Annotated in this window: 10 protein-coding genes; 8 read left to right on the forward strand and 2 right to left on the reverse strand. The window is 65.0% G+C overall.

Annotated features, from left to right (window positions below; translation table 11 throughout):
* Window positions 1-72 precede the first annotated feature (72 nt).
* Together recJ and P3T25_RS15035 are read right to left on the reverse strand one after the other, a co-directional pair.
* Entirely contained in the window at window positions 73-1,779 is a 1,707-nt protein-coding gene (gene recJ, locus P3T25_RS15030; RefSeq protein ID WP_266237071.1) for a single-stranded-DNA-specific exonuclease RecJ, read from the reverse strand.
* Window positions 1,780-1,807: 28 nt separating this feature from the next.
* Window positions 1,808-2,953 (reverse strand): regulator, encoded by a 1,146-nt coding sequence (locus tag P3T25_RS15035; RefSeq protein WP_154565461.1) that lies wholly within the window; start codon window positions 2,951-2,953, stop codon window positions 1,808-1,810.
* A 68-nt stretch (window positions 2,954-3,021) separates the two neighbouring features.
* Between P3T25_RS15035 and P3T25_RS15040 the strand changes: the two genes are divergently transcribed.
* The 8 genes from P3T25_RS15040 to kdsA all read left to right on the forward strand — a co-directional run bounded on the left by P3T25_RS15040 (window position 3,022) and on the right by kdsA (window position 13,109).
* The gene (locus P3T25_RS15040; RefSeq protein WP_154565462.1) at window positions 3,022-3,318 is read left to right on the forward strand and encodes a hypothetical protein; all 297 of its coding nucleotides are present in this window, start codon (window positions 3,022-3,024) and stop codon (window positions 3,316-3,318) included.
* Between the two features lie 346 nt (window positions 3,319-3,664).
* A complete protein-coding gene (locus tag P3T25_RS15045; RefSeq protein ID WP_171925471.1) occupies window positions 3,665-4,918 on the forward strand; it encodes a lipoprotein-releasing ABC transporter permease subunit in 1,254 nt (417 codons plus the stop codon).
* Window positions 4,911-5,654 (forward strand): lipoprotein-releasing ABC transporter ATP-binding protein LolD, encoded by a 744-nt coding sequence (gene lolD, locus P3T25_RS15050; protein WP_154565464.1) that lies wholly within the window; start codon window positions 4,911-4,913, stop codon window positions 5,652-5,654. Before P3T25_RS15045 ends, lolD begins: the two co-directional genes overlap by 8 nt.
* 56 nt (window positions 5,655-5,710) lie before the next feature.
* Window positions 5,711-6,499 carry a TatD family hydrolase gene (locus P3T25_RS15055; protein WP_171925472.1) on the forward strand — a complete coding sequence of 263 codons (789 nt, stop codon included), beginning with the start codon at window positions 5,711-5,713 and terminating at the stop codon, window positions 6,497-6,499.
* A 121-nt stretch (window positions 6,500-6,620) separates the two neighbouring features.
* Window positions 6,621-9,521 carry a DNA internalization-related competence protein ComEC/Rec2 gene (locus tag P3T25_RS15060; RefSeq protein ID WP_429358320.1) on the forward strand — a complete coding sequence of 967 codons (2,901 nt, stop codon included), beginning with the start codon at window positions 6,621-6,623 and terminating at the stop codon, window positions 9,519-9,521.
* Window positions 9,522-9,628: 107 nt separating this feature from the next.
* Complete coding sequence (locus P3T25_RS15065) at window positions 9,629-10,432, forward strand: alpha/beta fold hydrolase (RefSeq protein WP_429358321.1); 804 nt, start codon at window positions 9,629-9,631, stop codon at window positions 10,430-10,432.
* Window positions 10,433-10,584: 152 nt separating this feature from the next.
* Window positions 10,585-12,258: a CTP synthase gene (locus P3T25_RS15070; protein ID WP_154565468.1), complete on the forward strand. Its 1,674-nt coding sequence runs from the start codon at window positions 10,585-10,587 to the stop codon at window positions 12,256-12,258.
* Window positions 12,255-13,109: a 3-deoxy-8-phosphooctulonate synthase gene (kdsA, locus tag P3T25_RS15075; protein ID WP_097389693.1), complete on the forward strand. Its 855-nt coding sequence runs from the start codon at window positions 12,255-12,257 to the stop codon at window positions 13,107-13,109. Before P3T25_RS15070 ends, kdsA begins: the two co-directional genes overlap by 4 nt.
* Window positions 13,110-13,259: the final 150 nt, after the last annotated feature.

The following is a 13,259-nucleotide window of genomic DNA, read 5'->3' on the forward strand; positions in this document are numbered from 1 at the left end:
TGGGTAGCCGGCGCAAGCATTGCGCGCAAATTTCGCGGCGTGGACCCGAGGCGGCGACGGCCCGTGCGCGCTTCAGCTCGCCGCGTGCTCGACGATCAATTGCACCCGCGATACGCCATTCCACGTGTCGCTGGCGAGCCGGTAGGCGACGGTGGTGCGCGCGGGCAGCGTGTCCGTATGGTTGAACCAGATCGCGTTGAAACGCTGGCGGCCGCGCACCAACTGCAGTTTCAGATGCTTGTCTTTCACCAGCGCCTGCGAGGCGATGTCGAACTCGCCGGAAAACACTGGCGCCGGGAAGCCTTGGCCCCATACGGCGGCGTCGAGCATTTCGACGAATTGCGGCGTGAAATAGGCGTCTTCGAGTTCGCCGTCGGTTTCGACCGTGCGCGAAAGCGCCTCTTCGGAGAGCCATTCGCGGCCCACTGCCTCGAACGCGGCGGTGAAGCGCGGCACGTCGGCGGCGGCCATCGTCAGACCCGCTGCCATCGCGTGGCCGCCGAATTTGACGATCAGGCCCGGCTCGCGCTTCGAGATCAGATCGAGCGCGTCACGCAGATGGAAACCCGAGATCGAACGGCCCGAGCCTTTGACGAGCTGGCCGCTGTCGTCGGCAAGCGCGAACGTGAACGACGGCCGGTGGAATTTCTCCTTCAACCGTCCGGCGACGATGCCGATCACGCCCTGGTGCCAACTCGGATTGAACAGCGTGATGGTGGTCGCGCCCTCAGGATTGATCGCCGAGAGGTCCTCGAGCGCCTGCTGCTGCATGCCGGCTTCGATTTCGCGGCGCTCGCGGTTCATCGTGTCGAGCTGCTGCGCGAGATCCCATGCGCGGCCGATGTCGTCGGTGGTCAGGCACTCGATCCCGAGCGACATGTCCGACAGGCGGCCGGCCGCGTTCAGGCGCGGCCCGAGCGCGAAACCGAGGTCGAAGCCCGATGCACTGCGGGCGTCGCGCGCGGCCGCGCGAAAGAGGGCGGCGATGCCCGGCTGCATCTTGCCTTTGCGGATCCGCTGCAGTCCTTGCGCGACCAGCACGCGGTTATTGCCGTCGAGCTTGACCACGTCGGCCACCGTCCCGAGCGCGACCAGATCGAGCAGGCCGTCCAGCCGCGGCTCGGGGAAATCGTCGTTGAAGGCGCCGCGGCGGCGCAATTCCGCGCGCAATGCCAGCAGCACATAAAACATCACGCCGACGCCCGCGATGCACTTGCTCGGGAACGTGCAGCCCGGCTGGTTCGGATTGACGATCGCGCGGGCCGCCGGCAGTTCGTCGCCGGGAAGGTGGTGATCGGTGACCAGCACGTCGATGCCGAGCGCGTTCGCCGCTTCCACACCATCGACGCTGGCGATGCCGTTATCGACCGTAATCAGCAGTTCCGGCTTGCCCGACGCGCTGCGGGCGGCCAGTGCGACGATCTCAGGCGTGAGGCCATAGCCGTATTCGAAGCGGTTCGGCACCAGATATTCGATCTGACCACCGAACATGCGCAGGCCGCGTACCGCGACCGCGCAGGCGGTGGCGCCGTCGCAGTCGTAGTCGGCGACCACCAGCATGCGGCGTTTGTTCTGGATCGCGTCCGCGAGCAGCACGGCGGCGCCTTCGCAGTCTTTGAGCCCGGCGGGCGGCACGAGCCGCGCGAGACCGGTTTCGATTTCATCGGGCATGCACACGCCGCGCGCGGCGTACAGGCGCGCGAGCACCGGATGCAGGCCGTGGCGGGTGAGGACTTCGGCGTCGACGGGTGACGAGGCGCGCGTAACGATTCGAGTCATTCGGAAAGGCCGTGGATCATTCGATAGGTCATTCGATAAACAGCGACGCGAACACGCGCCGTCGCCAGAATTTGCGCAGATCGCCGCGCGTGACCGTGAGCGTCACCGAACCGGTGTCGCCGCACAGCGTCAGGGCGAGTTCGTTCAAATGGCCGGATTGCAGCGCTTGCAATGCGGGTTCGAACCAGTCGGCTTGCAATGCGGCGAAAGCGTCGTTCCAGCGCGCCCAGTCCTGCTCGATGTAGGGCGCGGAGAAAGGATCGAGTTCGACCAGCGTGGCGCCGTCGGCATGTGTCTCGGCGGACGCGCCAACCGACGCGTTGCCTGACGCGCCGTTCGCCGCAGTAGCGGCCTGGAACGCCGCAAACGACGCCGGCGGCGCCGCGGTCTGGACGCCAGACGTCATGGCGAGGCCACGCGTGGCCGCCGCGTCGGAAAACACCCGCGCGAACGGGCTCCTGACCGGCTGCGCCGCGCCTTGCGCGTGAAACCAGATCGAGTTGACAGCCGGCAGGCCGCGCGCCTCGCGCGCTTCATTGACGGGATGCTCGAACCACGCCATCTGGACTTCGTTCTGCAGCTTCATCCAGGCGCGTGAACGGTCGCCGGAATGCGCTTCGTGCGGCAGCCAGATTTCGATGTTGCGGCCGCTCGCGCGCAACGGCGACGCCCCTGCCAGCGTGCCGAAGCCGTCGCCCGACAAGTACCAGCGCGCGGGCTTCGGCGCTTCGATGCGCACACCGAGTTCCTCGATCAACGGCCGGGCGACCGCCAGCAGCACGCTGGCTTCGTCGTCGGACAGTTCGAGCGAGGCCGGATCGATCAGCACCAGATGGTCGTGCGCGATGCGCACGTGCACCGGTTGTACGCAGGCCCACGTCGCAGTGCCGGGCTCGCCACCGTCGGCGCGCAGCATGTACGGGGCAAGCGGCGCTTCGTCCGCGGCCGCCGCGCCGCTCGGCAGCGCGCCGAACTGGCGCGCCACCCAGCGCTCGTGCGGCAGCGTGCGCTGAAAATCTTCACCGATCACCCGTTCGACCAGCGTCGCGCGGGCGATCAGCCGGTCGAGAGCCGGACTCTGGATGTCGTGCAGGGCGGTGGAGGCGTCCGCTGCGGCGGGCAGCGCGAAGGGCAGGAGAAGATGAAGACGGTTGGCGTGCATGATGCTGCGCATTGTAGGGCAAAGAGTGCGAGTATTCAGACCATATCGGCGGATTCGGGCACCCCATCCGAGCCTTGCCGATGGCAGCAGCCGCGCGCGGCGGCACCGCGCCCATGACGAGGGAGACCGACATGTCGCGTGAACTGAAAACCGAGCAGGAACTGCTTGCATTGGTCGTGCAGGCGCTCGACGCCAATCCGGCCACGGCCGGCTGGATCCCGACCGGTTTCCACGAGACCGTCGAGGACGAGGACGGCTGCAACTGGGATATCACCCATCTGCATCGCGACCGTAAGGATGCGGAAGTGCGCGACGTTGCAGCCAGCGAGGCGGCCGGGATCATCAACGATCTGCGCCGCCGCTACAACCTGAGTTAGGGCGAGTGTCTGCGCAAGACGGCGGGCGGGCAGCGTTGCGCCGTGAGGCCGCTGCGTCTGCCGTGAGCCCAGCGTGCAAGGCCTTTGCGTGGGTTCGCGGCATTGTATGGCAAACTTCGCGCTTGATTGACGGTAGTGGCGGCAGGGACGGGGCGATGGCTTCGGTGGCGGGGGAGGACCTGGCGCACAGGAGCGCACCGGAACGTCATACCGGAACCATCCGGGTTGCGGCGACACCAATGATCACGACGCTCGGGCCGCATGACAGGCGCGACAGCCGCAAGCTGCCGCCGCCATGCGCGGCACAAGGCCCGCGAGCAGACGAAGAACGCAGAAAAGGATTCGCTTGAAATTTCCCTACGAATGGCAGATTGGCTGGCGCTACACCCGCGCCGGCAAACGCACGACCGGTAACGGCTTCATTTCCTTCATCGCGCTCGTGTCGATGTCGGGCATCGCGCTCGGCGTCGCGGCGCTGATCGTCGTGTTGTCCGTGATGAACGGTTTCCAGAAAGAGGTGCGCGACCGGATGTTATCGGTGCTGGCGCACGTCGAAATCTTTTCGCCGACCGGTTCGATGCCCAACTGGCAATTGACCGCCCAGGAAGCGCGCCAGAACAAGGAAGTGATCGGCGCGGCGCCGTATGTCGAAGCACAGGCGTTGCTCACGCGTCAGGACGCGGTGAGCGGCGTGGCGCTGCGTGGCGTCGAGCCGACGCTCGAGCCTGAAGTGTCCGACATCGGCAAGGAGATGAAGGGCGGCAAGCTGACCGACCTCGTGGCGGGCGACTTCGGCATCGTACTGGGCGCGGACCTCGCCACCAATCTCGGCGTGACGGTCAACGACAAGATCACGCTGGTCGCGCCCGAAGGCACCATCACGCCCGCCGGCATGCTGCCTCGGCTGAAACAGTTCACGGTGGTGGGCATCTTCGAGTCGGGGCATTACGAGTACGACAGCACGCTCGCGCTGATCAACATCAAGGACGCGCAGGCGCTGTTCCGGCTATCGGCGCCGACCGGCGTGCGGCTGCGCCTGACCGATATGCAGCGGGCGCCGGAGGTCGCGCACCAACTGGCGCGCAGCCTGTCCGGCGATTTGTATATTCGCGACTGGACCCAGCAGAACAAGACCTGGTTCTCGGCGGTGCAGATCGAAAAACGCATGATGTTCATCATCCTCACGCTGATCATCGCGGTCGCGGCGTTCAATCTGGTGTCGTCGCTGGTGATGACGGTGACCAACAAGCAGGCTGACATCGCGATTCTGCGCACGCTCGGGGCGCAGCCCGGCTCGATCATGAAGATTTTCGTGGTGCAGGGCGTGACGATCGGCTTTATCGGCACGGCGACCGGGGTCGCGCTCGGCTGCCTGATTGCGTGGAGCATTCCGTGGCTCGTGCCGATGATCGAGCATCTGCTCGGCGTGCAGTTCCTGCCGCCGTCCGTGTATTTCATCAGCGAACTGCCGTCTGAACTGATTCCCGCCGACGTGGCGCGGATCGGCATCATCGCGTTTGCGATGTCGGCGCTGGCGACCCTCTATCCGAGCTGGCGTGGTGCGAAAGTCCGTCCTGCGGAGGCACTGCGCTATGAATGACCGTTCCACTAGCGTATCCATGGCCCCTGAAGACACCGCGCTGCATCCCTATGTGCTCGAAGCGACCGGCATTTCGAAGTCGTTCGTGCAGGGCGGCCTCAATGTGCAGGTCCTCAACAACGCGCAACTGAATGTCCGGCGCGGCGAAAAGCTGGCGATTGTCGGCGCGTCGGGTTCCGGTAAGAGCACGCTGCTGCATGTGCTCGGCGGCCTCGACGATCCGAGTGCCGGTCATGTTTCGGTGATGGGCAAGCCTTTTACGAAGCTCTCCGAGCGCGAGCGCAACGACCTGCGCAATCGCGCGCTCGGTTTCGTGTATCAGTTTCACCATCTGCTGCCGGAATTCACCGCGCTCGACAACGTCGCCATGCCGCTGCGGATTCGCCGCATGACGACCGAGGCCGCGCGGCGCGAAGCGCTCGCGGTGCTGGAGCGCGTCGGCATGGGGCATCGGGCGAAGCATCGTCCGGGTGAACTGTCGGGCGGCGAGCGTCAACGTGTCGCGATTGCGCGGGCGTTGGTGACGAAGCCCGCCTGCGTACTCGCTGATGAACCCACCGGCAATCTGGACGGCGGCACCGCCGACACGGTGTTCAACCTGATGCTCGAACTGTCGCAAACGCTCGACACGAGCTTCGTGATTGTCACGCACGATCCGGAACTGGCCGGACGTTGCGACCGGATCATGCGGTTGCGCGACGGCGTATTGCACGAAGAGCCGCCGGTGCCGGTTTAAGCACCGCGCGGAACGTGAGCGATGCTCCGCCACCTCTGTCACTAGCGAGGCGCGCCATGTGGATCGATACGCACTGCCATCTCGACGCTTCGGAATTCAACGCCGACCGCGCCGAAGTCGCCGATGCGGCGCGTCAAGCCGGCGTAGGGCGTATCGTGATTCCCGCGATCGGTCGCGAGAACTTCACGACGGTGCGTGAACTCGCGCACCGCATCGACGGTGGCGCGTATGCGCTGGGCATCCATCCGCTCTTCACGCCGGGTGCTGAGGAGCGCGATCTCGACCTGCTGCGCATGGAAATCGAGGCGAGTCTCGACGATCCGCTGTTCGTTGGCATCGGCGAGATTGGCCTCGATTATTTCGTCGAAGGTCTCGACGATGCGCGCCAGCAGTTCTTCTACAACGGTCAACTTCAACTGGCGCGCGAATTCGATCTGCCGGTGATTTGCCATGTGCGCAAATCGCAGGATCAGGTGATCAAAGGGCTGCGGCGGCATCAGATTCATCGCGGCATCGCACACGCTTTCAACGGTAGTTTCCAGCAGGCTCAGGCGTATATCGACCAGGGCATGCATCTCGGTTTCGGCGGCAATCTGACCTTCGAGCGGGCGCGGCAAATCCGCCGTCTTGCTGAGCAATTGCCGTTCGACGCGCTGGTCGTCGAGACCGACGCGCCGGACATCGCCCCTTCCTGGATGTACAAACAGCGCAACTCGCCGGATCAGATTCCGGCCATCGGCGCGGGGCTCGCGCAACTGCGCGGCATGACCGCCGACGAAGCCGCCCTAGGCACAACGGCTAACGCGCTCGCCGCGCTGCCGCGGCTCGCACTTTCCTCTGCATAATTGAACGCGATGGTTTGAGTGATTCGCGCCGGGCGGAACACATGCCTGGCGGGCTTGCTGACGTCTGCTCGCCGTGCGTTGCGCCGTTCGGCGATGGCTGGTCGGAAGGGGCGGAGGGCGGATGCGGGCATGGTGGTGCGGGTTTGCGTTGGGCGTGATCTGGCTGCAGCGGCAGGCGGTGTTGCCGGATTGGGGTGGGTGGTGCGCGCTGGTGCTGTTGGCGAGCGTTGCGATACTTATAGCGGCGTGGGGATTGCGCCGCGGCTCTGCTGGCAAAGGGGGCGGCGGTTCTTCGGAGGGAGTGTGCGGCGGTTCCTCAGGGGAAGTGCGCGGCTACTCTCCCTACAGTGTTTGTGGCAACTCGCCGGGCGGGGTGTGCTGCGATTCCTCGAGCGAAGTGTGCAGCGGTCCTTCGGGCGGATTGCGCTGCGGTGCTTCTGTGATTGCGGACACGCGTGCGGCGGTTGCAAATTCGCGCGTGAGACGCGTCTTGTTCAGCGCACGCTTTCGTTCGGGCGTCGGCTGGGGCGCGGTGTGGATTGCGGCTTTATGTGTGGGCTTCGGCTACGCCGCCTGGCGCGCTGAGACCCGGCTCGCGGTGAGCTTGCCGAGCGCCTGGGAAGGGCGCGATATCGATGTCGTCGGCAGTATCAAGGGTCTGCCGTCACGCGATGAAAAGGGCGCGCGTTTCCTCTTCGAAGTCGAGTCGGTTGATGTGCCGATCGCCGCTTTTCCTCGCGTGATTCAACTTTCGTGGATTGCCGAAGATGCGCCTGCGCCGTCGCTCGAACCGGGCGCGCGCTGGCGTCTGACTGTGCGGCTCAAACGGCCGCATGGCAATGCGAACTTCGGCGTGCGCGATGCCGAAGCCAGCTTGCTGGCGCGCAATGTACGCGCCACCGGCTATGTGAGCGCACCGGCTCACGCCGCGCGTTTGCCGGGCAACGCGCGTGGCGTAGGCGTGACGGTCGATCGCTGGCGCGCCGCGCTGCGGGCGCGCATCGGCACGGTGCTCGCCGACGCGCCACATCGTGGGATCGTAGTGGCGCTCGCCATCGGCGCGCAGGACGAAGTTAGCGCGGCCGACTGGCTGTTGATGCGCGGCACCGGCACAAGTCACCTGGTGGCGATTTCTGGCTTGCATATTGGCTTTGTCGCGGGCCTCGCGGCGTGGCTCGCCGGTGCGGTGTGGCGGCGTTCGGGGTTCATCGGCCGCAACTGGCCCTTGCTGGTACCCGCGCAGGTCGTCGCGGTGACGGGCGGCGCGTTGTTCGCCGGGCTGCATGCGGCGTTGGCCGGTTTCAATGTGCCGGCGCAGCGAGCATTGTGGATGGCTGGCGTGGTGGCGCTCGCGTTTATCAGCGGGCGCAACGTCGCACGATCGGTGGTGTTGGCGTGGGCGTTGGGGTTGGTGCTGCTGATCGATCCGTGGGCGGTGGTGTCGGCGGGATTCTGGCTGTCGTTCTGCGCGGTGGCGGCAATTTTGTTCGCGATGTCGGGACGGCCCCGTGTGCAGGATCATGAGCAGCGCCGTGACGAAGAGGGGGAAGGGGCCGTGACGCCGACAAGGCTCTCGCGCCTTTGGTCCGGTCTGTGTCGTCGCGTTCGCGCTTTCGGTGAGCGCCTGCGCAGCGCGGCGCATGTGCAGTTCGCGGTGACGGTCGCGCTTGCACCGCTCACCGTCTACTGGTTCGCGCAGATTCCACTGATCGGCCCGCTTGCGAATGCCTTCGCGATTCCATGGGTGAGTCTGCTGGTGACGCCGGCGGTATTGGCGGGCGTCGCGTTGCCCGAGCCATTCGATGCCTACGCCTTTCGCGCCGCGCACACCTTGCTCGATCTGCTCGCCGCAGGCCTGCAGATGCTGTCCGGCCCGGCATGGACGCTCTGGCGATTGCCGCAGCCGGACGCGTGGACCCTTGCCGCGGCGGCGGTCGGCGTTCTCTGGTGTCTGGCGCCGCACGGCTGGCCTCTGCGCTGGGCTGCACCGCTCACCTGGCTGCCGCTGCTGCTGCCTGCGCCGCCCGGTCCGCCGCATGGCAGCTTCCGTCTGACGGCGCTCGACGTCGGTCAAGGCACCTCGGTGCTGGTCGAAACGGCGCACCATGCGCTGCTGTTCGACGCCGGGCCGGGGCCGGAATCGACGCATGCGGGAGAACGGGTTGTCGTGCCGTTTTTGCAGGCGCATGGCGTCACGGCGCTCGATACGCTGGTCATCAGCCACGCCGACTCCGACCACTCGGGCGGCGCGCCGGCTGTGCTGGACGCGATCGAGGTGCGTCAAATGGTGGCGGCATTGGCGCCGGCGAATCCGTTGTGGTCGAACGCAAGGCAACACGGCACTGATACGTTGCCCTGTGCGGCGGGGCAGCGCTGGCAGTGGGACGGTGTCGAGTTCGCAATGCTCTGGCCGGATGCCGGGCCGCTGCAGGGTAAGCCGAATGCGCATTGCTGCGTGTTGCGGGTGAGCACGGTGCCTGCTGCGGAGAGCGCGTCGGCCGGAAATGTTAAACCGACGCCATTGCGCATGACGGCCTTGCTGACGGCCGACATCGAAGCGCCGGTCGAACGCATCCTGCTCGCGCGCGATCGCGACGCGTTGCGCGCCCAGGTGCTGGTCGTGCCGCATCATGGGAGTAAGACGTCGTCGACCGAGCCGTTCCTCGACTCTATCGACCCGCTCGTCGCGCTATTTCAGGTAGGCTATCGCAACCGATTTCATCATCCGAACGCGGGTGTGTTCGAGCGTTACAAGGCACGGCACATCGAGCTTGGACGCAGCGATGCGGACGGCGCGGTGCGCGTTGATGTCAGCCCGGATTTCGACTCGGGTCTCAACCCGGGCATCGGACCCGAGGGACGCATGGGGATCAGTGCGGGCATCGGGCCCGAGGAAAGCGCGGGAGCCAGTGCGGGTGTCAGCCCGGGAAGCAACCCAAGAGGCGGCCGAGGCCTGAACGGCGCCGCACTGACGCTCGAACGCTATCGCGACACGCAGCGCCGCTACTGGATGGATCGCTGATGGATTGCCTGCCGTACAGATAGAACAAACGCGCCGCGGGGTCTGGAGCCTGCACGAAAAGTCAGGAGCCAATCCGGCGCGCCAAAACAGAACGGAGATCGCCGCAGTTGAAAAACATCATCCACTTCTCGCACGCGAACGGTTTTCCGGCGTCGACCTACCGGACGATCTTCGCCGAACTCGCCGACGACTATGAACTGCGCTCGATCGAGCGCATCGGTCACGACGCGCGATATCCCGTCACGCAGGATTGGCCGCATCTGGTCGAGCAACTGCTCGACGACGTCGGCCGGTCGTACGAGCAGCCGGTGTGGCTGATCGGCCATTCGTTGGGCGGCTATCTGTCGCTGATGGCCGCACTGAAAAAGCCACAGTGGGTGAGGGGCGTGGTGATGCTCGATTCGCCGGTAATCGCGGGCTGGCGCAGCAGCATGCTGCGCGTGTCGCAATGGACCGGACTCGACGAGCGCCTGTCGCCCGCGGCGGCCACCCGCACGCGCCGCACGCAGTGGGCGAGCCGCGAGGAAGCATGGCGGCATTTCCACTCAAAGCCGGCGTTCGCGCGCTGGGACGAGCGCATGCTGTCCGACTACATCGACTTCGGCATCCCGCAGAGTTCGCTCGACGGCGGCCGTTCGCTCGCTTTCGACCGGCGCACCGAGTATCAGATCTACAAGACGTTGCCGCATACGCTCGGCCCTCGCCTTGCGCGCGGCGCCCCGGTGCCGGTGGGATTCATCGCCGGCACGCGTTCAAAGGAGGTGCGCCAGGCGGGTCTGGACGCCACTCGCCGCGCGACCGGCGGTCATGTGGAATGGATCGAAGGCAGCCATCTGTATCCGATGGAAAAACCGCTCGAAACCGCGCGCGCGGTGCAGCGGATGCTGCGCGAACTGGAGCGGCTCGCCTGACCGCACGCCTTGCCGGGGCAAATAAACGGTGCATGATCGGCGCGCGGCAATCGCTGCCGCCGTAGCATCGGCGCGTACAGATGTCGCTCGGATTTTGCTGGGTTGAGACCCTGCTTTACGGTATAATCCGTTTTTCCCGCGAGCATCCAGCGATGACCAAATATGTTTTCGTCACCGGCGGCGTAGTATCTTCCCTCGGCAAGGGTATTGCCGCCGCTTCCCTCGCCGCGATCCTCGAATCGCGCGGTCTTAAAGTCACCCTCCTCAAGCTCGATCCCTACATCAACGTCGACCCCGGCACGATGAGCCCGTTTCAACACGGCGAAGTGTTCGTGACGGAAGATGGAGCGGAGACTGACCTCGACCTTGGCCACTATGAGCGCTTCATCAGCACGAAGATGCGCAAGGCCAACAACTTCACCACGGGCCAGATTTACGAATCGGTGATCCGCAAGGAACGCCGCGGCGATTATCTTGGCAAGACGGTGCAGGTCATTCCGCATATCACGAACGAAATCCAGGCGTTCATCGAACGCGGCGCGGCTTCTGCGACGTGCGGTGAGCCGGACGTCGCCATCGTCGAAGTGGGCGGCACCGTGGGCGACATCGAATCGCTGCCGTTCCTCGAGGCCGCACGTCAGATGAGCCTGCGCATGGGCCGCAACAGCGCGTGCTTCGTGCACCTCACGCTGGTGCCCTGGGTCGCCACCGCAGGCGAGCTGAAAACCAAGCCTACCCAACATAGCGTGCAGAAGCTGCGTGAAATCGGCATCTCGCCGCACGTGCTGCTGTGCCGCGCCGACCGCCGCATTCCGGACGACGAGCGCGCGAAGATTTCGATGTTCTCGAACGTGCCGGAAGATGCGGTGATTTCCGTGTGGGACGCCGACAGCATCTACAAGATTCCGCAGATGCTGCACGACCAGGGTCTGGACGCGATCATCTGCGAAGAGCTCAAGCTCACGCCGAAGCCGGCCGATCTGACGATGTGGTCCGACCTCGTCGAAAAGCTCGAGAACCCGAAGCACGAAGTCACGATCGGCATGGTCGGCAAGTATGTCGATCTGACCGAATCGTACAAATCGCTGATCGAAGCGTTGCGCCATGCGTCGATGCATACGTCGACCAAGGTCAACATCGAGTACATCGATTCGGAAGAGATCGAGACGCAAGGCGTCGAGAGCCTCAAGCATCTGGATGCGGTGCTCGTGCCGGGTGGCTTCGGCCGTCGCGGTACCGAAGGCAAGATGGCCGCGATCCGCTATGCACGCGAAGCGAAGGTGCCGTATCTCGGCATCTGCCTCGGCATGCAACTGGCCGTGATCGAATTCGCCCGCGACGTGGTCGGCCTGAAAGATGCGAACAGCACCGAGTTCGATCAGGACACCGAGAACCGCGTGGTCGCACTGATCACCGAGTGGTACGACCGTGAAGGGAAGGTCGAGAAGCGCACCGAAGAATCGGATCTGGGCGGCACGATGCGCCTCGGTTCGCAACGTTGCCCGATCAAACCCGGCACGATGGCCGAAGAGATCTATGGCAAGGATGTGAACGAACGCCATCGTCACCGTTATGAAGTCAATAACCGCTTCGTGCCCCAGCTCGAAGCCGGTGGCCTTATCATCAGCGCCCGTACCCCGAGTGAAGATCTGCCGGAAATGATGGAATTGCCGCGCAGCATGCACCCGTGGTTCGTCGGCGTGCAGTTCCACCCGGAATTCACGTCCACGCCGCGTGACGGCCATCCGCTGTTCAAGTCGTTCGTCGAAGCGGCGCTCGCGCATCAGCAGCCGCGCGTGGCGGCGGAAGTTGGGGAGAAAGCATGAAACTGGGCGATTTCGAAATCGGGCTCGACAAGCCGTTTTTCCTGATCGCGGGCACCTGTGTCGTCGAATCCGAACAGATGACGATCGACACGGCGGGCCGGCTGAAGGAAATCTGCGCGAAGCTGAACATTCCGTTCATCTACAAATCGTCGTACGACAAGGCCAACCGCAGCAGCGGCAAGTCGTTCCGCGGTCTGGGCATGGACGAAGGTTTGCGCATTCTGTCGGAAGTGAAGCGTCAGCTCGGTTTGCCGGTGCTGACCGACGTGCACGCCGAGCACGAGATCGAGCAGGTTGCGTCGGTGGTCGACGTCCTGCAAACGCCTGCTTTCCTGTGCCGTCAAACGGACTTCATCCACGCTTGCGCGCGTTCGGGCAAACCGGTCAACATCAAGAAAGGCCAGTTTCTCGCGCCGCACGACATGAAGAACGTGATCGACAAGGCGCGTGATGCGGCGCGTGAAGCCGGCCTCTCGGAAGACCGCTTCATGGCGTGCGAACGCGGCGTGTCGTTCGGCTATAACAACCTCGTGTCGGACATGCGATCGCTTGCGATCATGCGCGAAACCAACGCGCCGGTCGTGTTCGACGCCACCCACTCGGTGCAGTTGCCGGGCGGGCAGGGCACGAGCTCGGGCGGTCAGCGCGAATTCGTGCCGGTGCTGGCGCGTGCCGCCGTGGCGACGGGCGTGGCGGGTCTCTTCATGGAAACCCATCCGAAGCCTTCGGAAGCCAAGTCGGACGGCCCGAACGCGGTGCCGTTGCATCGCATGGCCGATCTGCTCGAAACGCTGGTTACGCTCGATCAGGCCGTCAAGCGCGCGCCGTTCCTCGAAAGCGATTTCAACTGATTCAGGCGTTCGCGGGGTGTCACGATTGGTGCGCATAATTGGCCCGGTCGGCTCAGTCGGCACGCGGCGAATGCACGCAATGGTCGTCGAAAGCATCGGGGTGCGTGTAGTTTGCTGGGGAGTGCTCTGCATGGGACCAGAGTAGCGCGC

This window comes from Paraburkholderia sp. GAS32, from assembly GCF_050434225.1.
Taxonomy (GTDB): domain Bacteria; phylum Pseudomonadota; class Gammaproteobacteria; order Burkholderiales; family Burkholderiaceae; genus Paraburkholderia; species Paraburkholderia madseniana.